This is a genomic window from Nocardia sp. NPDC055029 (genome assembly GCF_053608525.1).
Map to the genome: position 1 here is coordinate 35,208 of NZ_JBSGVQ010000048.1, position 17,462 is coordinate 52,669.

General features: G+C 65.6%; 19 protein-coding genes. 9 read left to right on the plus strand and 10 right to left on the minus strand.

Annotation, left to right across the window (positions count from 1 at the left end; translation table 11 throughout):
- Positions 1 to 3: 3 nt before the first annotated feature.
- Positions 4 to 135: a hypothetical protein gene (locus ACWF9G_RS30285; protein WP_452519527.1), complete on the plus strand. Its 132-nt coding sequence runs from the start codon at positions 4 to 6 to the stop codon at positions 133 to 135.
- A 422-nt stretch (positions 136 to 557) separates the two neighbouring features.
- Complete coding sequence (locus tag ACWF9G_RS30290) at positions 558 to 1,574, plus strand: hypothetical protein (RefSeq protein ID WP_452519528.1); 1,017 nt, start codon at positions 558 to 560, stop codon at positions 1,572 to 1,574.
- Positions 1,575 to 1,636: 62 nt separating this feature from the next.
- Here ACWF9G_RS30290 and ACWF9G_RS30295 read toward each other — a convergent pair whose 3' ends face one another.
- Positions 1,637 to 1,942: a hypothetical protein gene (locus tag ACWF9G_RS30295; RefSeq protein ID WP_452519529.1), complete on the minus strand. Its 306-nt coding sequence runs from the start codon at positions 1,940 to 1,942 to the stop codon at positions 1,637 to 1,639.
- Positions 1,943 to 2,213: 271 nt separating this feature from the next.
- Here ACWF9G_RS30295 and ACWF9G_RS30300 point away from each other — a divergent pair, with 271 nt between their 5' ends.
- The gene (locus tag ACWF9G_RS30300) at positions 2,214 to 2,906 is read left to right on the plus strand and encodes a hypothetical protein (RefSeq protein WP_452519531.1); all 693 of its coding nucleotides are present in this window, start codon (positions 2,214 to 2,216) and stop codon (positions 2,904 to 2,906) included.
- Positions 2,907 to 3,158: 252 nt separating this feature from the next.
- Here ACWF9G_RS30300 and ACWF9G_RS30305 read toward each other — a convergent pair whose 3' ends face one another.
- The 4 genes from ACWF9G_RS30305 to ACWF9G_RS30320 form a co-directional block, all read right to left on the minus strand.
- Complete coding sequence (locus ACWF9G_RS30305; RefSeq protein ID WP_452519532.1) at positions 3,159 to 3,368, minus strand: hypothetical protein; 210 nt, start codon at positions 3,366 to 3,368, stop codon at positions 3,159 to 3,161.
- A 185-nt stretch (positions 3,369 to 3,553) separates the two neighbouring features.
- Entirely contained in the window at positions 3,554 to 5,080 is a 1,527-nt protein-coding gene (locus tag ACWF9G_RS30310; protein ID WP_452519534.1) for a DUF6777 domain-containing protein, read from the minus strand.
- Positions 5,077 to 5,880: an RNA polymerase sigma factor gene (locus ACWF9G_RS30315; protein ID WP_452519536.1), complete on the minus strand. Its 804-nt coding sequence runs from the start codon at positions 5,878 to 5,880 to the stop codon at positions 5,077 to 5,079. The genes ACWF9G_RS30310 and ACWF9G_RS30315 overlap by 4 nt, the downstream gene beginning before the upstream one ends.
- 255 nt (positions 5,881 to 6,135) lie before the next feature.
- Positions 6,136 to 7,047: a pentapeptide repeat-containing protein gene (locus ACWF9G_RS30320; protein ID WP_452519537.1), complete on the minus strand. Its 912-nt coding sequence runs from the start codon at positions 7,045 to 7,047 to the stop codon at positions 6,136 to 6,138.
- Between the two features lie 342 nt (positions 7,048 to 7,389).
- On the opposite strand from ACWF9G_RS30320, the gene ACWF9G_RS30325 reads away from it, so the two are divergent.
- Together ACWF9G_RS30325 and ACWF9G_RS30330 are read left to right on the plus strand one after the other, a co-directional pair.
- Positions 7,390 to 8,085, plus strand: coding sequence for a recombinase family protein (locus tag ACWF9G_RS30325; RefSeq protein ID WP_452519538.1), 696 nt, complete (start codon positions 7,390 to 7,392; stop codon positions 8,083 to 8,085).
- Positions 8,085 to 8,417 carry a hypothetical protein gene (locus tag ACWF9G_RS30330; RefSeq protein ID WP_452519539.1) on the plus strand — a complete coding sequence of 111 codons (333 nt, stop codon included), beginning with the start codon at positions 8,085 to 8,087 and terminating at the stop codon, positions 8,415 to 8,417. The genes ACWF9G_RS30325 and ACWF9G_RS30330 overlap by 1 nt, the downstream gene beginning before the upstream one ends.
- Before the next feature lie 30 nt (positions 8,418 to 8,447).
- Here ACWF9G_RS30330 and ACWF9G_RS30335 read toward each other — a convergent pair whose 3' ends face one another.
- The gene (locus ACWF9G_RS30335; RefSeq protein ID WP_452519541.1) at positions 8,448 to 8,831 is read right to left on the minus strand and encodes a hypothetical protein; all 384 of its coding nucleotides are present in this window, start codon (positions 8,829 to 8,831) and stop codon (positions 8,448 to 8,450) included.
- A 484-nt stretch (positions 8,832 to 9,315) separates the two neighbouring features.
- Between ACWF9G_RS30335 and ACWF9G_RS30340 the strand changes: the two genes are divergently transcribed.
- Positions 9,316 to 9,810 carry a hypothetical protein gene (locus ACWF9G_RS30340; RefSeq protein WP_452519543.1) on the plus strand — a complete coding sequence of 165 codons (495 nt, stop codon included), beginning with the start codon at positions 9,316 to 9,318 and terminating at the stop codon, positions 9,808 to 9,810.
- A gap of 459 nt (positions 9,811 to 10,269) precedes the next feature.
- Here ACWF9G_RS30340 and ACWF9G_RS30345 read toward each other — a convergent pair whose 3' ends face one another.
- Positions 10,270 to 11,544, minus strand: coding sequence for a helix-turn-helix domain-containing protein (locus tag ACWF9G_RS30345; RefSeq protein WP_452519544.1), 1,275 nt, complete (start codon positions 11,542 to 11,544; stop codon positions 10,270 to 10,272).
- A complete protein-coding gene (locus tag ACWF9G_RS30350) occupies positions 11,544 to 11,813 on the minus strand; it encodes a hypothetical protein (RefSeq protein ID WP_452519545.1) in 270 nt (89 codons plus the stop codon). The genes ACWF9G_RS30345 and ACWF9G_RS30350 overlap by 1 nt, the downstream gene beginning before the upstream one ends.
- A gap of 775 nt (positions 11,814 to 12,588) precedes the next feature.
- On the opposite strand from ACWF9G_RS30350, the gene ligD reads away from it, so the two are divergent.
- Positions 12,589 to 13,563: a non-homologous end-joining DNA ligase gene (ligD, locus tag ACWF9G_RS30355; RefSeq protein WP_452519547.1), complete on the plus strand. Its 975-nt coding sequence runs from the start codon at positions 12,589 to 12,591 to the stop codon at positions 13,561 to 13,563.
- Between the two features lie 95 nt (positions 13,564 to 13,658).
- Here the strand turns inward: ligD and ACWF9G_RS30360 are convergent, their stop codons facing one another.
- A complete protein-coding gene (locus ACWF9G_RS30360) occupies positions 13,659 to 13,859 on the minus strand; it encodes a hypothetical protein (RefSeq protein WP_452519549.1) in 201 nt (66 codons plus the stop codon).
- 602 nt (positions 13,860 to 14,461) lie between these two features.
- Here ACWF9G_RS30360 and ACWF9G_RS30365 point away from each other — a divergent pair.
- The gene (locus ACWF9G_RS30365) at positions 14,462 to 16,198 is read left to right on the plus strand and encodes a hypothetical protein (RefSeq protein ID WP_452519550.1); all 1,737 of its coding nucleotides are present in this window, start codon (positions 14,462 to 14,464) and stop codon (positions 16,196 to 16,198) included.
- A 209-nt stretch (positions 16,199 to 16,407) separates the two neighbouring features.
- Here ACWF9G_RS30365 and ACWF9G_RS30370 read toward each other — a convergent pair whose 3' ends face one another.
- Complete coding sequence (locus ACWF9G_RS30370; protein WP_452519551.1) at positions 16,408 to 16,617, minus strand: hypothetical protein; 210 nt, start codon at positions 16,615 to 16,617, stop codon at positions 16,408 to 16,410.
- A 506-nt stretch (positions 16,618 to 17,123) separates the two neighbouring features.
- On the opposite strand from ACWF9G_RS30370, the gene ACWF9G_RS30375 reads away from it, so the two are divergent.
- Positions 17,124 to 17,375, plus strand: coding sequence for a DUF6290 family protein (locus tag ACWF9G_RS30375; protein ID WP_452519553.1), 252 nt, complete (start codon positions 17,124 to 17,126; stop codon positions 17,373 to 17,375).
- Positions 17,376 to 17,462 lie beyond the last annotated feature (87 nt).

Consider the following 17,462-nt stretch of genomic DNA (forward strand, 5'->3'; position numbering starts at 1 on the left):
CGGGTGGCCAAGATGCTGGAGCTCCCCGAGTCGACAGAGATCGACGACAGCCGGGCCGACCATCAGGAGGACGTGCTGGAGATCAGCACCGCCGAGGTGGACCGCAACGTCGTGGACTTCATCGCCCGGAACTGACCTAGGCGGATGCGGAAACGACGGAGGGGCGCCTTTCCAGGGGCGCCCCTCCGTTCACGTGGTGCCAGGCGGGGATGCTCCGGCTTGGCAAGCCGGACTCCCATCGCCTGGAGGCTGACCGAAGCCCACCAACGCTCAAGATCCGGTGTCGACCGCGCCGAGGAGGTGAGTCGAATGGCTGTCGACCCCACCCCGGTTGCTGCGATGTCGCTTCCGGAAGCTCTTGATCAGATCGTAGCACACCTCCCAGCCGTCGCCAAAGGCAAATATGTTCTCTACATTGGAGTTTGCGGGTCATGTCAAGCTTGCACCCGAAGACTGTCGCGTTAGCTTGAAGTGAACTCACGGTTAGGAGATTGATTACACCTACGTTTGTAGATAAGATGGACCCGGTTTGGTTGAAGAAGTATGGAGGACTCCAAATGGCTGACCAGGTCGATAGAGTCGATCCTAACATTCTGATATTCGAGAAACTCCCATGTCCACGCCCGGACGTGCCCGAGTCGTCGATCGAGATCGCGGTGAACATCGCGGAGACGTCGGGTTCGCGGACCTCGATTCCGCTGCGGTGGTCCTTCACCCAAGCTGGCGCCTCCAAGGACGACCAGGAGCGGCAGCGGTCGCCGATGGCGAGACTCGTCGGGGCCGGCGGGCGGGGAGCAGCAGTGTCGGTGAAGCTGTACTTGGCATTGATCTGGCGGTCGGCCGCCGCGCCGCACACCACGGACTATCCGGCCCGGAAGTGGGCGCAGCTGCTGGCGCTTCCCGAGCCCGAGACCAAGGGGACGCGGCGGGTGATCGATGCGCTTCGCACACTCGAGGACGCCAAGCTGGTTCGCCTGGTCCGCGAACCGGGTGAGCCATCGATCGTTCAGATCCTCGACGAGAGCGGTTCCGGAGCCGCGTACGAGCTGCCGTCCACCTCACACTTTCGCGCGCAGGACCTTGCCTCGAAGACTCGGTCGCATGAGCGGAAGCAGAAGTATCAGCAGGCCATGGAGGCCAACCGGTACAGCCGAATTCCGCTGACGCTGTGGACCAACGGCCACATTCAGGACATGTCTTCGGCGGCGGTGGCCATGCTGTTGATTGTGATGTCGAACAGCCACGCCAGTGAAGGCGCCGAGGTCTGGTGGTCGACCCAGAAGTTCCCCAACCAGTACGGGATTTCCCCCGCGACCCGTGCGCGGGGCACCAAGGAACTGGTCGACCGCGGACTGCTGCGAGTGACCAAGCGGCTCGTGCCGAACAGCCCAGGTAATTCTCGTGCCCTCGCCCGCGAGAAGGTCCGCAACGTCTACACGTTGATCAACGACGCGAGGCTGCAGCCGATAACCGCGGCCGCGTCGGCCGCGCCGACACCGTCGGTACCACCGGTGCGCAGACGCAGGAAGGCGCGCCCCAGCAGCCCACCTGGTGCCGCGGCGCGTCTGGGTTAACGACTCCCCGGACCGGCTGGGCTCGCAGCCAGCTCGCGACCGAAGACCGTGCGCCGGATCGGCTATAGCGCGCCGAGCGCGGAGATCTGTTCGGGGGATCGCTGGATGACCAGCAGAACCAGGTGCCAATGGGGGTTGGATCGCGTGTCGATCCAATCGCTGGCGGTAGTGACCTCGAGCAGCACGCTGCGGAGCGCGGCCCGGGCCGCGTCGGTCATCTCGGATTCGGTGGCGTCGAACTCGCGCATCCTCGCTGCCCGGATGGTGGCCGCCCAGCCGATCTGTGCAGGGGTGCCGGTGAGTTCCGGCCATCCGGCCCGGCGGGCTGATTCGAGGTTTGCGGTGTTGACGGCATCGTGCGTGCTCATACCGCGATGGTGCATGAGCACGCCGACATGTCCGTCGCGTGCGCGGACTCGGATACGCCCGAGAACGCCACCAAGCCAAGGGGTTTGGTCATCACTGATCAGGAGCGGAGCCCGCAGAGAGGAGGGGCGAAACGATCGAGGCGTGAACCTCGAAACGTAGTCAAGACAGTACAAAGCCCCGGCGACATGACTAGAGTCAGCGGCCCACCGGGGCTGTTCGAAATCCAATTTACATGCGTTTAGCGGGGAAGGCAAAGACTTGTCGCAGGGTGTGTTCAGGCTCGCAGACAACGACGGCGGGTGGATCGACGAGTGGCTCACGGCGGGTCGGCTGTTGACCTACCTTCGTGCGAGCGGCGGATCTCGAAAGGCCGCGCTGGAGCTCTACGAGTGGAACAGCACTGCCGCGAGCACGCTGCACCAGGACCTTTGTCATTTCGAGATCGGACTCCGCAACAGCTACGACCGGGTGATGAAAGCACACTGGCCAGGGCCGGGGGACTGGACAGACGATCCCAACGTCACCTTTCCGCCGCTGCTGCGCACGCGAGGAAAACGAGCACAGCGCAAGCAGGTGGACATCAACCAGCAGAACCGCAACATACTGGCCAAGGCCCGCAAAGACGCCGGTGGACCAGCGGCGCCCTCTGGCAAGGTTGTCGCGGAGCTGACCTTCGGTTTCTGGCGCTATCTGACCAGCGCAGGCCACGAGAGCACACTGTGGGTGCCGATCCTCCACCACGCCTTCCCCGCAGGCACAGACCGAGCCCGAGACGTCGACAAGCCCATGGCCGCGCTCCACGCCCTCCGCAACCGGATCGCCCACCACGAACCTCTGTTGACTACCGATCTGCCCGCCAGAGTCGGCGACCTGATTCAGTTGGCAACGATGCTCAACGCGGACCTCGGCAAGTACATCGACAACACGACCCAGGCCCGGCAAGTCGCGGCCGCCAAACCCTGACTCGTCCGGCTCATCGAGGTCGAACACGCCGAAGGGGTGCCCGTCCAAGGGCACCCCTCGGTGATGTGTCGTGAAACGAACATCTAGCGAACGCCGGCTCTCGTACCGGTTGGGCACGGTTCTCGCAGAACGAGGTGTTCGGCAACCCGTTCGTTGAGCAGCGTCCGCGAGATAAACAAGACGGGCCCCGGGAGGATCCGGGGCCCGTGCCGGTAACCGGCTTCGGGTCGGCAGGCCTACCTGCCCGACTGTCTAGACATTCCAGAGCAATGTCAGAACGCCAACGAATAGGGTGAGCGTTCCGGCGAAGATCCCGCCGCCGGTGAAAAAACAGGTGGCCCAAGAGTTTTCCGCGCTGTGTGCCACCCACGCTCCGATGACTCCGCTGAGGAGGCTGAGGAGCACGCAGATCACGAAGTAGAGGTACTTGATCCGCTGGCGCAATTGGTCGTATGACAACATCGAGTTTCCCTCGTAGTCGGCAACCCGCGGATAGTCGGGAAGCCCCCGAAATCCACTGTTGGGTTTGCTGTTTCATGAGGGCCTAGGCCTGATACGTGGGGACTCGTACGCCTGGAAGCGGTGCTGAGAGGTTTCTCGCATTCGCGTACGCGCGGCGACTCCACCCCCTATACCAGCCCGGAAGGTTATGGGTAGCGCAGGATCATCGTTGTCACGCCCATGCCCGGTTCGACCTTCCCGGTGTAGTAGAGCCGGACACGCCCCTCGTTGTCATGCAAGATCGTGACTCTCCCGGTGGAGGACCACTCCACCGACGAAGGCCCGGTGAGGGAGAGGCATCTCATCGTGGCCGCATCGATGCCTTGGGCACGCAGTTCGCAGTCCCACCCCACGTGTTCGCTGGTCGTGTCGGTCCGAAACTGGAAGGAAGTCGGCCCCGTTCGTGTGAGCGTCCCGGACACTCCACTGCTTTCTGATTCGAGCAGCCAGTCCCCGCTGGTATCGACGTCGGCGAGAGTCCTTCCCGGTATCGGTACCGGCGGCGGGGTGGTCGTCGTGGCCGGCGGTGTCGTGGTGGTGGGTGCGTCCTGGTCCTGAACACCGACGGTTCCGCTGGGCCGCGAGAACAGGAGGCCCCCGCGCAGATCCAACAACGTGAAGGCCTGCAGCGGCGCGCTGGGAGTGATCGTCACGACGGTCGCGGGCGAGAACTCCTGCCAGGCGGTACCGGTGTAGCGGATGCGTGTGGCGCCTTGTTCGGGCGCGGTCAGCGGTGATCCGCTGATGCTGCGAATCCGCGGGACCCCGGTTCGATCGATCAGCACCGCGGTCCCCATTTGCAGCACGACCTGGTTGGCTGTGCCGCCGTCACCCCAGTTGGTGGCGTAGTCGGTGACGCGGGTATCGGCGCGTAGCCACACCGCGGTCAGTTCGTTCAGATAGTCGACCAGGTTGGCGGCGGTCAAATGCCCTCCCGACCACGTCAACGTGGCATCGGTTTCGAGAGCCGCCGCAGCCGCCGCGGCCGCCACACGGTCGGATCGGTAGAAGTCGATGATCTGTTCACGTCCCCCCATCATCTGATCGCGAATACCGCTGTAGAGGCCGTCGGTCCCGCCCGAATACCTGTTGGTGCCTCCAGGCAAAGTCACCAACGGGGTGATCGGCTCCGAGGGTGGAGCAGATCCTGGGGGCGGTGCCGACAGATACGGCGTGCCACCGGGGTCATCGGCGCGCAGCAGCTGCGCATCGATCGTGACCGGTGGCGCCTGCGTACTGTCGGAAAAGAACAACACGCGTACACCGAGCACCATCAACGGCACCAGGACCGCCAGCACGACCACACCCCGCCATACTGGGCGCCGGGCACGGCTGATCACGTTGTTCCGCACCACGACGGATCCCCCGTTGGCGACCACACCGCCGATGTGGGCCCCGCCGACGGCGTATCGGTCGCGGATCTGGTCGCCCTTCGACTTCCGTGCGGGTGACTGTTTCTTCTTGTGATGCAACCGGTCTCGGCTTGAAGGTGGGTCGTCAGGCGGTGGTGTGCGCTGGTTGTCGGCGCGGGCGAGGAGCTGGTCGACTTCGGTGTCGGAGGTGCGTTCACGTAGCGCGCGCCCGCCCTCGGAGCCGAGGGTCGAGTCCTCGATGAGCTGGCGGAACCGTTGCCGTTCGGAATGGGACGGGCCTGGTGGTGGAGTGGTGGTCACTGGTCCTCCTCCAGCTTCAAACGCGCATAGAGTCCCGGCATCCGCTGCCGGAGTCGCTGCAGCACGGCACGTACCGCTCCGGGTGTCGGCAATCCGCAGATCTCAGCAATTTCGCTGGTCGAGTAGCCGTCCAGCCTGGCGTCGATGATCTCTCGTTCCAACGGTGTCAGCAGGTCCCAGAGGCGGTTTCCTTCGACGTCGTCGAGGACGCTTTCCGGGGAAGCCGACCGGACAGGCGGGAATACCATGCTGCCGCCGGTGAGGGAGAAGGCCTCATCGAGATCGTCATGCCATGCCGGTTGGTCGGCGGGTTTGAGCAGGCGTCGGAACACACTGATGAACTTCAGGACGCAGCCGTTGGTGAAGAAGGTGCGGATGTCGGCGCCCTTGTCCGGATCCCATCCGGTTCCCGCGGACACCTGCGCACGGAACCCTTTGATCGCCTCGACCAGCGTCTCGTTGAGCAGATCGTCGCGCAGCGCCGTATCGCTGCGTAAGCGTCGACGCTCCTGCGGGGTGGCCGAGAACGAGCCGCCGCGTTTCTGGATCAGTTCGGAGGCCTTGACGTACACGGCCTCGCTACGTATCCACGCCCGCATTACCGGCAGCGCGTACTTCACCAGCTCACGCTCGAGTTCCTTGAACTGCCAGCTGTCGATCCCGGCCTCGTGAGCCGCAGCGAGCAGCTCGATATCGCGGGCCTTCCTCTCCAGCCTTGCCAGCTCCTCGGCGTCGATGCCGGCACCGGACTCACTGTCGGCGGGACGACCGAGCGCGTGTTCGTCCGTGGGATCGGACATCGACCACCTTCTGCCCGGAAGCACAAGAACGGATCGCCGAGGCGAAGAGAACACGCACAGTTATAGGCGCGACCGAGCCAACGCGTACGCGGTTGGACAAAGAAGTTTCAACAGATCCCAGCTCATTCGGCCGAAGGCCGCCGACGGTTCACCGCCTCCTACACGGTCGGCGTTGAAAATCGATGGGTCAGCGGGCAGCGCGGTCTGTGTCCTGGCCGCTGCGACCGTGGCTTCGCCACCAGAGCCTGGCATGGGTCACGCAGGGGGACAGCTCGGTGGCTGCGGTGGGGTGAAGCCTTCGGGCCAGATGGTCCTGTTGTCGTAGCAGATCCCGGTCAAATTGGCACCGGTGAGGTCTGCGCCGGTCAGGTTGGCGTAGGTGAGGTCTGCGCCGGTCAGATTGACATCGATGAGTTTCGCGTTGACGAAGCGCACATAGAAGAGGTCGGCGCCGGTGAAGTTCGAGTGGTGGAGGTAGGCGCCGGTGAGGTCCGACTCACGCATGCTCACGCCGGTGAGGTCAGCGTTTTGCAGGCTGACGCGGACGAGGTCGGCATAGTTGATGACCGCCTTACCGAGGCGCACCGGACTCATGCTCGCATTGACGAGGCGCGCGTTGTTCAGGTTCGCGCCGGTGAGGTCGGCGTCGAAGAAGGCCATGGTGGAGAAGTTGCCGCCGTACAGATTTGCGCCAGCGAGGCAGGCGTTGTTGAAGTTGAACAGTCGGGGGCCGTCGTGGTCGGTGTTTCGTCGGCCGATCACTGTCAAGGCGGCTTGGGTGTCCACTGGAAACGACACTTTGTCGGGCGGTTGGCCGCAGGTGACGCCGTGAGTACGTACGAAGGAAGTCAGGATTTCGAGAATGACGGGTTGATCCTGGGGGGAGTCTCGGCCGAGGCGCTCCAGCGAGTAGATGCTTCCGAGTCGGACATCAGGTTTGTCCGAGCCGAGTTGCTCGACAGCCTTGGTGAACCTCTCGGTGACCTGGGCTTGTTCGGACAGGGCGTACTGCTGCTCGGTGGATTGCAAGGATTGTCCGGTGAACCACAGCGCTGCAATGGCTGTCGCTGCAGTGGCCAGTGCAGCGACCTTGGACCAGCCGCTCCAGCCGACGAAGCCGAGCAGGGAGCGACGGCCTAGCTGCGACCAGCGTCGCCATCCACGCACCGCGGGCGCCGGTCGCCGCAACCGAACGCCCGACTGAACGGTTTGCGCACTCCCGCGGGTCCCAGCAACCACCCTGGTTAGGCGACGTCGAGCAGGAGGCGTGGCGTTCATACTTGGGAATCATCCAGCCTGCCGCCCTCAGAGACTCGTGTTACGCGCGGACTTTCGGGATTAGTCGACATCCTCACCCGTTGCGGCAGCGTCAAGAAACGATCGTTTTACGACACTCGGCCGCCCGAACCGGAACCGCCAGGCCGGTCGAGACACGGCAGTGTTGAAAAAGGTGTTGTAAATCGAGAGTGTTCAACAACTGCCGAGCACCCTTTTTTGTACAATCGTTGCGTGACAGCGACTTCCGACGACACCGGCCTGGCACCGCTGACCCTCGACGGCGACGCCCTCGACCCGATCGGCGGCGGGGGAGCGCTCGTCGGCTACGGCCGCGTCTCCACCCGCGACCAGAACCTCGACCGCCAGCTGCGTGCGCTGAAGGCGGCGGGCTGCCAAAAGATCTTCACCGACAAGAAGTCCGGCAAGAACGTCGAGCGCGCCGAGCTGTGGGCGTGCCTGGACTACCTGCGCCCCGGCGATACCCTGGTGGTGCCGTCGCTGGACCGGCTCGGCCGCTCGCTGCAGGACCTGATCTCGATCGTGGCCGGCCTGCGCCGCCGCGGCATCGGATTCCGTTCCCTGCACGAAGCACTCGACACCACCACCCCCGGCGGCCGGTTGGTGTTCCACGTCTTCGCCGCGCTGGCGGAGTTCATCCGCGAGCTGATCGTGCAGGGCACCAACGAGGGCCTGGCCGCCGCGCGGGCCCGCGGGCAGCGCCTCGGTCGGCCGCCGGCGATGACCGACGAGCAGATCCGCCAGGCCCGCGCGATCCTAACCAGACCGGAGGAGACGGTGTCCTCGGTCGCCCGGCTGCTCGGAGTCTCCCGGGCCACGATCTACAAGTACGTCCCCGAGCTCAGCAGCTCGACCGCGGCCCCGGCGCTGGCGGCCGCGACGAATTCCGAAGAGGGAGAACAGCGGTAATGGCGAAGAAGTCCGCATCGGAGCTGGCCGACGAGCTGGCCGGGCTCGGAGAGGAGATCCGGCAGCGCGCGACCGATGAGGCCCGCACCGACATCGCCCAGCACATCAGGGACATGTTCGTCGGCGGCCCGAAGATCGACCGCAAGTCCTTCGGGGGCGCATCCCCGGACGCCTGCATCCACGAGTTCCTCGACGACCACCCGTCGCTCCAGAAAGACCCGCTGTTGAAGGCGACGGCAAAACGCCTTGACGAGGACGGGATCAACGACGACTTCCGTGCGGGCATCGCCTTCGCCTGTCGGTTGTTCGCGGACCCCGACTTCGACTACTGACGCGGTAGGGCTCGCGGCCCCAGCAGCTGATCAGGGGAGAGGCGGCGGATAGTTCGGGAAGGTGCGCGTCGGCGGGTACTCGCCGCTGCGCATCGCCGTGTTGTATGCCTCGCGGTTGCCGCTGAAGTAGTACGACCAGGTGTCGTCGCTGAAGCGCACCGCGACTGGTCCGCTTCCCTTGTGCTCGACCGCGATCAGCCGACCCTCGGCAGCCGCGGCCGCGATCGCCGTCTGCCGAGCCTGTTCTCGTTGCTGGAGATCCCGCTGGGCTCGGCGCGCGTCGGCCGCGGCCCGGCGGCGCTGCCGCCACTTCGGCCAGTGCTGCTTCGTCCAGGTGCGAAGGAGCTTCGCGAGCCCGATCACCGCCGCGACGATGAGCGAGACCACACCTGTCTGCCACATGTTCAGATTCATGGCGCGGACCGTACGGACAGGGGGTGCAAAGCCCCGGCAGCCCCGGCACGAGGCGGCTCCTGAGGATCCCCTGAGTGGTCACGGTCGGACCCAGGATCGGTGGCATCCCGCCGATGACTGCCGGTATGCTGGCCGCAGCGTTGCAGTCGAGCTGGGACCCCCCATCGCCAGGGTTCTGGAGCCAGTAAGACTTTGACCGACCGTGAGTCGGTGCAACCCCGCAACGCACGTCTTGCAGGGCTTTACCTTGACCGGGAGTGGGGCTCCACCGCACCCGGTTCGACCATCCATGTCCATGATCGGATGGCCGAACCGGTGTTGCATTCCCGTTCTGGTTACCTCCGGTTGGGTCGTCCCCGAATCCCCTGGGGATCAATGTGTTCGGAGCAACCTCCGGATCGACCGCAGCGAGTGGCGACGTCGCACTGGCTTTTCAGTTCAGCAGCCACTGGTCGGCCGAAGACAGCCGTGCGGGAGCACCGTCATGATCGGACCGCAGTCGAACGGCCTCGGTGAGCGCGAACCCGACCAGCGCCAAGCCTCCGCCGAGGTGGTCGTGCCGCTTCGTCGTCAGCCGCCCCGCGCACCCGCCCCTCGGGTGAACCGCGCGCCGGCGGATTGGCTCGATTCCATCGACCGCCAGCTGGTGCGTGCAACCGCCGACGACCAGACCTTGGCGCGCTACATCACCTTGATGACGTTCCTGCGGTCGACGGTCGCCATGCTTGCGCTGGCGCTGATTGGTGCCGGCGCGATGCTGGGCTTGGGGATCGGCGCGGCGGTCTACCTTGCGGGGTTGTCGCCGCAGGTCGCGCTGAGCTTGGGCGCGGTCGGCAGTGTCGCGACCATGGGAGCGGCCTCGTTCAAGCTCCGCGCGGTCTGGAAGATGCTGCTCTCCCGTGGAACTTCTAGCGATGCCGCAGGGCCGGACGATCCTCGACCCCTCGAACCTGCGCCGGAGAGCCCTGCATCCGGCTAGGGCCTCCCGGCTGGATCCAGAGCCCGAACGCCACGGCCACGGTGACCATGGTGGCCGCCGTGGTCACGGCAGCTCCGGTGCTGGCGCGACCGAAGACCGCGGCGCCGAGCAGGGCGCCGAGTGTCAGGCCCGCGCCCGCGCCGGTTGCTCCCGTGGCGAGCTGCCACAGAACAACACGGGCCGCGGCGCGACCGCGCGAAATTCTCACAGTTAGACCCTACGCGGGATATCTCTGGCATCTGCGGCAATCCCGCGGGATCCGGGCCGGACAAGACACCCGACGAGGTCGGGCTGCCTGGCTGACCGTTGAGGCTGAACGGGTTTCCGAACACCCACTCCTGCGAGTCCGCCGTCGGCGCCCGAATGTGGCCGGCTGTTCGGTAAACGGTCGTTTTCCGAACACCCTCTGCGCGGCAGATGGCCGAAAAGTGTCCCCCCGGAAGATCATCAAACCCGCCGCTAGCCGGTCTCGCGAATCAGGACCGGCTCCAGCTTGGACTCGAACATGCTCAGCTCGGGCGGGGAGAACGCGAAGGGATCGCTCCGCTTCCTGCCGTACAAGCTGTCGTAGACACGCATCCACGGCTCGATCAAGTCTGCCTTGCAATCAGGCACGCAGTGATACCCGTGGGTGCGGCAGTAGCAGCCGCGCAGGAAGCTCACCACCACGTCGCGCTCGGGCAGGGTGTTGGACTGCTCCGCGTCGCGGAACCGCGCGAAGACCGCCGAGCGGGAGGGCAGATAGCTGCCCGGATGGATCTTCGCGGTGCTCAAGACCTTGTCCATGCTGCGCCCGGACGCCTTGGCCAGCGCCCGCAGCTTGCCGACGAACTGCGCGGCGGTGATGACGCCGTCGAGATCGACCATCGGCGGCGGGCTGTGCTCGTCGATCTGGCGCAAGAACTTGGCCCTGGGACGGTAGTGCAAGCGCTGGAACAGCTTGTGCCAGTAGCGGATCTCTTCGGAGTTCAGCCCGCACCCGCTCAGGAAGGCCAGCACCACCTCCCAGTGCAGTTCGACCCGGCCCGGTTTGAACATGTCATGCAGGGTCTGGTGACTCGGCGCGATCCCACCGCCGGCGGTACCTTCCAGGGCGACTCGGAAGGTCCGCACCCGGCCTGCGATCTTGCGGTAGGACGGGTTGTCCACCGAGGCTCGCAGGCGCTGAAGCGCATCTACGTAGCGGCCGACGGTGCGCACCGTGCGCGGGTCGGGCAGATACAGATCTTGCCGATACCCGCGCGGGCGCACCAGCGCGGCCTCGGGCTCCGGTTTCACCGACGACGGCGCGGGCTCCCCGGGCGCGGGCAGCTCAAGCTGGACGCCATCAACTTGCCGACGACGCCGGACCGACGTCACCATGATGGGCTTCCTCATGACTAGTTCCTGGGGTTCGCGGTAGTAGCGGTCGCGTGCCTGCTGCCACAGCGTCTTCCACTGCGCCATCTCGTCTTTGGCCGGATCCTGTTCGTCCTCGACGACTCCGAGCGCGGCCACGATCGCGCGCACCGAGTCCCACGACACCGGCCATTTCGCACACTCGACCCGGTTGACGATGGTGCGGCTGTAGACGATCTGCACGGCCAGGGCCCGCTGGCTGACGCCGATGGACTCACGCAGCTCCCGGACCCGGTCGGCCAGGACCAGGCGGGCGTCGAGGGCCTGTGCGTCCTGGGTCTCGGCGGTCTGGTCGCGGCGTCCCTGTCGGGCACGCCGGCGAGCCGGGCGCACCATCAGGCACCCGCCGGTGCCGTCGGCGCCGACTTGGTCGGCGCGAGCGCCGTGGTCGTCAGCTGGGTGGCGGCCGCGCCGAGGGCGACGACGACGCCGGAGGCGGTGACCAGGTCGGCGCCGTTGGCGTGCAGCACGATCGCCACCCCGGCCATCATGCCGAACGCCCCCAGGCGCGCGGAGAGCCCGCTACCACGGTGGAAGCGACGGACACCGCCGACGGGATCGGGATCGGTACGGAAAACCTCGGGAATCCGCAGAGAGATGCGCATGATGACCTTTCGGGTGAGAACACGTCGTCCGGGCGATGGGGCGATGGGCGGGGGCTCTACCGAACGCGTCTCCCGCAGACGGCAATCCGCGGGCGCTGGGAGATCCCAACCCTGGTATTCACTTGCCCTTCAAGGAAACCCGATTTCGCGGGAGAACTACACAGGTCAACGGCAAAATCTCGAGCAGCCGAACATAGGTCGACGGACTCCACCGATGAGTGGCAACACCAACCTGTTCAGTGTTGCCACCCTGGCAGGCTCGGCATTCCGCGTCTCTAAAAGGTCCCCCTTACGCACCTTTACCCAGGACAAATGACACGGTCCTTTAACGCTCCACCAGCGGGTATACGGACCTCGCACAGCCGGATATAGCACAGGTCCTCACGCCTGCGGAGAAACTGGACTGTCCGGGATTGTCAGGTCTTCCTCGACGCCACCGAGCCCGGACAGAGATATTGGTCCAGTCGCCGTTACGCGCATTTGCGCACCGTTTCGCGCGATCGGGAACCGTCCACTCGTCCGGGCGATCTCGACTCGGCCGGTCTCCCCGCGGCAACGGGGAGACCGGCCATATAACGTCCAGGCGCGGCTCGGACCAGCGCCCTATCTATCGGTGTCAGCGCGCCGATACTGGCTACAGCCGGACTGCGACCGCCGGGCACCGACACTGACCGGCCGCCCGAACCAGCGGGCAGCGAGCACCACGGTCTGTCTGAACACGCCCAGCTTCGACGGCGAAACGAAACCGCAGGTAGGCCGGGGTTAGCCTGATCTTGTGGGTTTCGCGGTGCCAGCGCCGATGCTGGCCAAACCCGGACGGCCCCCGCGGCCGCCCGTCGGCTGGTGCGCGGAGATGAAGTGGGACGGCGTCCGCGCGATCGCCCGCTGTACCCCCGACGGCGTGAGCTTGTGGAGCCGGAACCTACGCGAGATCACCAGCTCCTACCCCGAGGTCGTCGCCGCGCTGGCCGAGATCACCTGCGGGCGAACCATCCTGCTCGACGGCGAGCTCGTGGCCCCCGACAAGTCCGGTGCGCCGTCGTTCTCGCTGCTGCAGCGGCGCATGCACGTCGGGCGCCCCGCAGCCGCGTTGATCGAGCAGGTGCGGGTGGACTACATCGGCTTCGACCTGCTCGCCCTCGACGACGACATCCTGCTCGACGATCCGTACACCTCGCGGCGGGCTGAGCTGGCCGACCTGCGTATCGACGACGGCGCCCGCATGCGGATTCCACCGAGCTGGTCGCTGGCCGAGCACGACGCCGAGCAGCTGCTGCACGCCGCCGCCGAGGCCGGGCTGGAGGGCATCCTCAGCAAGCGAGCCGACTCGATCTACGAGCCCGGTCGCCGCTCTTCGGCCTGGATCAAGACCGTGCTGCGGGCAACGACCGAGGCCGTCATCGTCGGCGCGGTCCCCGGAACCGGCCCCAACGCTTCCACTTTCGGCGGCCTGATCCTGGCCGGACACACTCCCGAAGGACACCTGCACTGCATCGGCGGGGTCGGGACCGGATTCACCACCGAAGCCCGGCGCAGCATCCACGCCGCCCTCGAGAAGGTTCGCCGCGACACCAGCCCGCTCGACGACCAGCCGCCGGCCGCGGCGGTGCGGGGCGCGTGGTGGGTCGAGCCGGTGTTCGTCGCCGACATCGAATACCGCGAGATTAGTGCCGACGGACTGCTGCGGCATCCGAGCTTTCGGGGGATCCGGACCGACAAGACTCCCGACGAAGTCGGCTTGCCCAGCTGAATCCGCCGCTCAGGCGTGCGCCAGCCGATCGGGCTCGCGAACCCGCCCAGACCATCTGGGCGGGTTCTTGTTGCGTACCAAACGGTGTCGGGCTGTCAGGCCATGTCGGCGATCGCACCCATGAGGGCACAGCCGATCAGGACCGCGACGCCTGCGGCAGCGAAACCGGCGATGATCGCCGTGGCGCCGTCCTGGCCCTTCTTCTGGGCCAGGACGACAGCCCCTAGACCGCAGATGATCGCCCCCGCCGCAATCAGGCAGACCACCAGGACGATAACGGGCACTGAAAGGTTCATGCCGACACCCACAGGGCTGATCGCATCACCGTCGCCACAGCTTCCTCGTCCATGACCGAGCACTGTCGAACGACACCGGCGCCGAGCACGGACATACCGTCACACCCACTGTCGAGCGGTGTCCGGTCATGTCCGGTGTGTGGATCTTCCGATCCGGGGACCTCATGAGAGAACATGTGCTGTCGGATCTTTCTGAGTTCGGTCTGACGCAGGGACCCGCATCGTTGGCCGCCAAGTTGCCGATGCGGGTCCCTTCTCGTACGACTGCCGGTTGACGGTCGCACTGCGATTCAACAGCGTCGAAGAATTGTCCGCCAAGCCGGAATAGTCCCTGACGTGCGTGGATGTGATTGTCCCCGTGGAGATTCGGGATTGTCCGGGTGGAGTTCTACACTTGAACGGCACGAGGCTCGCTGACAGATAGCTCAGACAACTGGAAAGGCCTGCAGGTGCCGGAGACAAGACGAGCCGGGCGGCCTCTGCCGACTTCTCCGGACGCGTTCAAAGGGCTGCCGCCGGCGACCCGGGAGCTCAACGCCGCGCTCAACGGGCTTCTCGTTCAAGCGGACCTGACCCACAAGCAGGTTGTCGAGGCGAACGGTTTGACGCTAGACGCCAAGCAGTGCAGCCGCCAGATGCGCGAATCCAAGACCGGCCCGCGCCAGGACTTCTACGACGCGATCCTGACCAGCGTGGCGGGCAAGATCGGCAGATCGTCGAACGACCTGCACGCCGAGTTCGATCCTCAGCTGCAGCGGGCGAGGAACGCGTCGCCGTCGACCGCGCGCCCGGTAGCGGTGAAGGTGCCAGAGCTGGTCGGACCGCGTCCGCGCAGCAGCCGACATTCGGCGGCGCTGTCCCCGGAGCTCAAGCGCAACGCCGAGTGGCTGGCCGGGTTGCTCGAGGCCAACGACGAGCAGCGCGCGGTCGACGAGATGGACGAGATCCTCCTGTTCTCCGACCTGATCGACGTCCTGATCTACCTGGCGGGTGAGATCGATCCGGGGATGCCGGCGGCACTTCTGGAGGAGGTCCGGCGCCGCGACTACCCGCGTAGCTCCCGGATGTTCGCCGAGATCGGTTCCAGGAACACCGAGATCGCCGAGCGGATCGCCGCGGTGTCTCCTCCGCTGAGCGGCGACGGCGAGTTCAGCGTCCTGGAACAGAGCCCGATGATCACCTTCGGTCGGCGGCTGGCCGGTGTGGTCAAGAAGGGAGACATCGCCCGCGCTCGCCGTGAGGTTGTTGTACGCGCCGGCGACCTGTCGCACGGTCCGGAGAGCCTGCTCGGCGGGGTCATCGACAGCGGCACCGACGGACCTGCGCTGGCGGGAAAGCTGTTGTCGGCCTTGGCTGGCAACCACACCGAGCAGATGTTCCTCGCCGCGGTCCAGCTGATCCGCCACGCGCGGGCGATGCAACGCCCGAACCTGCTGGCCGACCTCTACCAGCAACTACGGCCAGAGATCCGCACCGAGATCCTGGTGCGCCTGAGCCAGATCACCCGCGTACCCAACGAGATCAAGCTGGAAGGCGACGGAATCGACGACCTGGTCGCCTTCGTCGACGTCCAACGCCAATACCTCGATCACCTGAGCACCGCACTGCTCGATCCGCGGCTCACCCGACCTGAGCAGCACGGTGTGGGCCACCTCCTCGAGCTGGTGATCCACCTCGGGCCGCTGCTGGACGTCATGTTCGCCAAGGACCGTGAGCAGACGACCCTACTGCTGGCCTGTGCGTTGCGGGACTGGGACGAGCGGCTGCGGCCCTGGACCGGAATCCCGGACTGTTACACGCCCTTGGCCAGACTCGGTGAGGCCGTGCTGAAGTCACCCGATCCCGCACCGCTGGTCGCCGACCTACTGACCAAGCACCCGACCAGCGGGTGGCTGCTGTTCGAAGCGCTGCCATGGCCGGCCCCTCAACGATTCCAGGCGATGCTGCTCACCATGGCCAAGGACTACAGCCCCGTGACCGTGGACATCGCTCGAATGATCATGGGCATGCCCGAAGGCCGCCGTCAGCTGCGGTTCTGTGAACAGCTGGTCAGGGCTGCAGGCGATGCGGCCGACCCGATTCTGCGGTGGATCGTCGCTGAGCACTCATGCCAGATCCTGGATGTGCTGTTCTACTTCGAACGGCACGCGCCCGCGTTCACCGTTCGCATGCGAGGTCTCCTCGATGACCACGGGGTCACCGACACCCGAGAGGTGGTCACCGCGAACCGGGGTAACCGGAAACGCCAATTCGCTGGCACCGGGCCGATCGAAATACCCATCTACGTCAGCGATCCCCTCGCACCGACACCGATTCGCGGGTACCGACCTGTCACGTGATGCCGATATCGGACCGTTCGACCTGAGGCTGAGGCGCCGCGACGACCGGTGGCCAAGACGGCATCCCATCCGGCGGGGATCGCTCTGGAAATCAGCACCCCGATACGGCTATCGGGCAAGTTGCCCAGCCTCGGCCTATGCGAGCTGGCTCAACCCACTGCGGCAGGATCGCCGCGCCGTGGTCGGAGCATGCGCTTCGAGCGGGTTGGTTACCTGTCGTGCGGGTTCCCGGATTCTTCGTCGTGGCCGAGCAGGTCGGTGATGCGTTTGAACGCGGGATCGAACATGTGCTCGAGGACGGGTTCGACGCGTCGAAGCGCCTCCGCGCGGACCCAATCGTGCAGCCACTCGCGAAAAGGGTGTCCCGCGAGATCGACGACGTGGAATTCACCGGTTTGTGCTTTGTTCGAATCAGTCATCCGGCATCTCTTTGCCTTCGTGGACTGGGCTTTGGCGGCCGATAGCCCGGCTGCTACTCGGTTGTCGGGGTCGACCCCATCGTGCCCGCGGGTGCGCGAACGCCGGGCTCTGGCAAGGAAGCTCAATTAAGCCTGGTGCCTGTCAGTGAAACCACCACCCCGAGGGCTGGATTCTCCCCACCCCGACGAGAGAGTCGGCCAGCTAGTGGCGGGCACGAGGCCGAGTCGATGGATGCCCGGTTGTGGGTTGGAGCTGCTCGGCGCCGTGTTCGGACGTTGACACTCGTCGCGAGCGCCCGCATCCGCGTGAACCAGTGGTTAGTCGATACAAGAGGTCGCACCATAGCACCTGTTGACGGCAATGAAGTGCTATGGTTCAAATACCAATTAGATGCATCGAACCAGTTGTGTCGGTGGCACAGCGGCGAGGGATGCATGCCACTTGGCGTATTGAACCGAAGGAACCACCGAACCGTGGTGACCGCAACGGAAGGAGAAGATGAGCCATGACCAAATCTGCATCGTCGCCTGCGACCAGCACATTCAGCGTGCGCCTACTCGACGAGGACTATCGGACGCTGGCCAGCATCGCGAAGCTTCGCAACAAATCGGTCGCGGAACTGGCCCGGGAGTTCCTCCTGGAAGGCATCCGTAATGCCCTCGATCCGGTCGAGATCGAGCGCATGATCGAAGAAGAGAAACAGCGGCTCCTGCGGGCGGCGGAGGAGATGCGCGCAGTACGCACTCCCGGTAGCTAACCTGCGGTTCGTCCTCTGCATGGGATCTCGAAACCACTGAAGCAGCGCGTAGCCACACACAGCGAAGCGGCCTGGACGTCGACGTCC

Coding starts and splice junctions, on each gene's coding strand:
- ACWF9G_RS30290 (WP_452519528.1), top strand. CDS start 558: ATGGCTGACCAGGTCGATAGAGTCGATCCTAACATTCTGATATTCGAG.
- ACWF9G_RS30295 (WP_452519529.1), bottom strand. CDS start 1,942: ATGAGCACGCACGATGCCGTCAACACCGCAAACCTCGAATCAGCCCGC.
- ACWF9G_RS30305 (WP_452519532.1), bottom strand. CDS start 3,368: ATGTTGTCATACGACCAATTGCGCCAGCGGATCAAGTACCTCTACTTC.
- ACWF9G_RS30315 (WP_452519536.1), bottom strand. CDS start 5,880: ATGTCCGATCCCACGGACGAACACGCGCTCGGTCGTCCCGCCGACAGT.
- ACWF9G_RS30330 (WP_452519539.1), top strand. CDS start 8,085: ATGGCGAAGAAGTCCGCATCGGAGCTGGCCGACGAGCTGGCCGGGCTC.
- ACWF9G_RS30335 (WP_452519541.1), bottom strand. CDS start 8,831: ATGAATCTGAACATGTGGCAGACAGGTGTGGTCTCGCTCATCGTCGCG.
- ACWF9G_RS30340 (WP_452519543.1), top strand. CDS start 9,316: ATGATCGGACCGCAGTCGAACGGCCTCGGTGAGCGCGAACCCGACCAG.
- ACWF9G_RS30345 (WP_452519544.1), bottom strand. CDS start 11,544: ATGGTGCGCCCGGCTCGCCGGCGTGCCCGACAGGGACGCCGCGACCAG.
- ACWF9G_RS30350 (WP_452519545.1), bottom strand. CDS start 11,813: ATGCGCATCTCTCTGCGGATTCCCGAGGTTTTCCGTACCGATCCCGAT.
- ACWF9G_RS30360 (WP_452519549.1), bottom strand. CDS start 13,859: ATGAACCTTTCAGTGCCCGTTATCGTCCTGGTGGTCTGCCTGATTGCG.
- ACWF9G_RS30370 (WP_452519551.1), bottom strand. CDS start 16,617: ATGACTGATTCGAACAAAGCACAAACCGGTGAATTCCACGTCGTCGAT.
- ACWF9G_RS30375 (WP_452519553.1), top strand. CDS start 17,124: ATGACCAAATCTGCATCGTCGCCTGCGACCAGCACATTCAGCGTGCGC.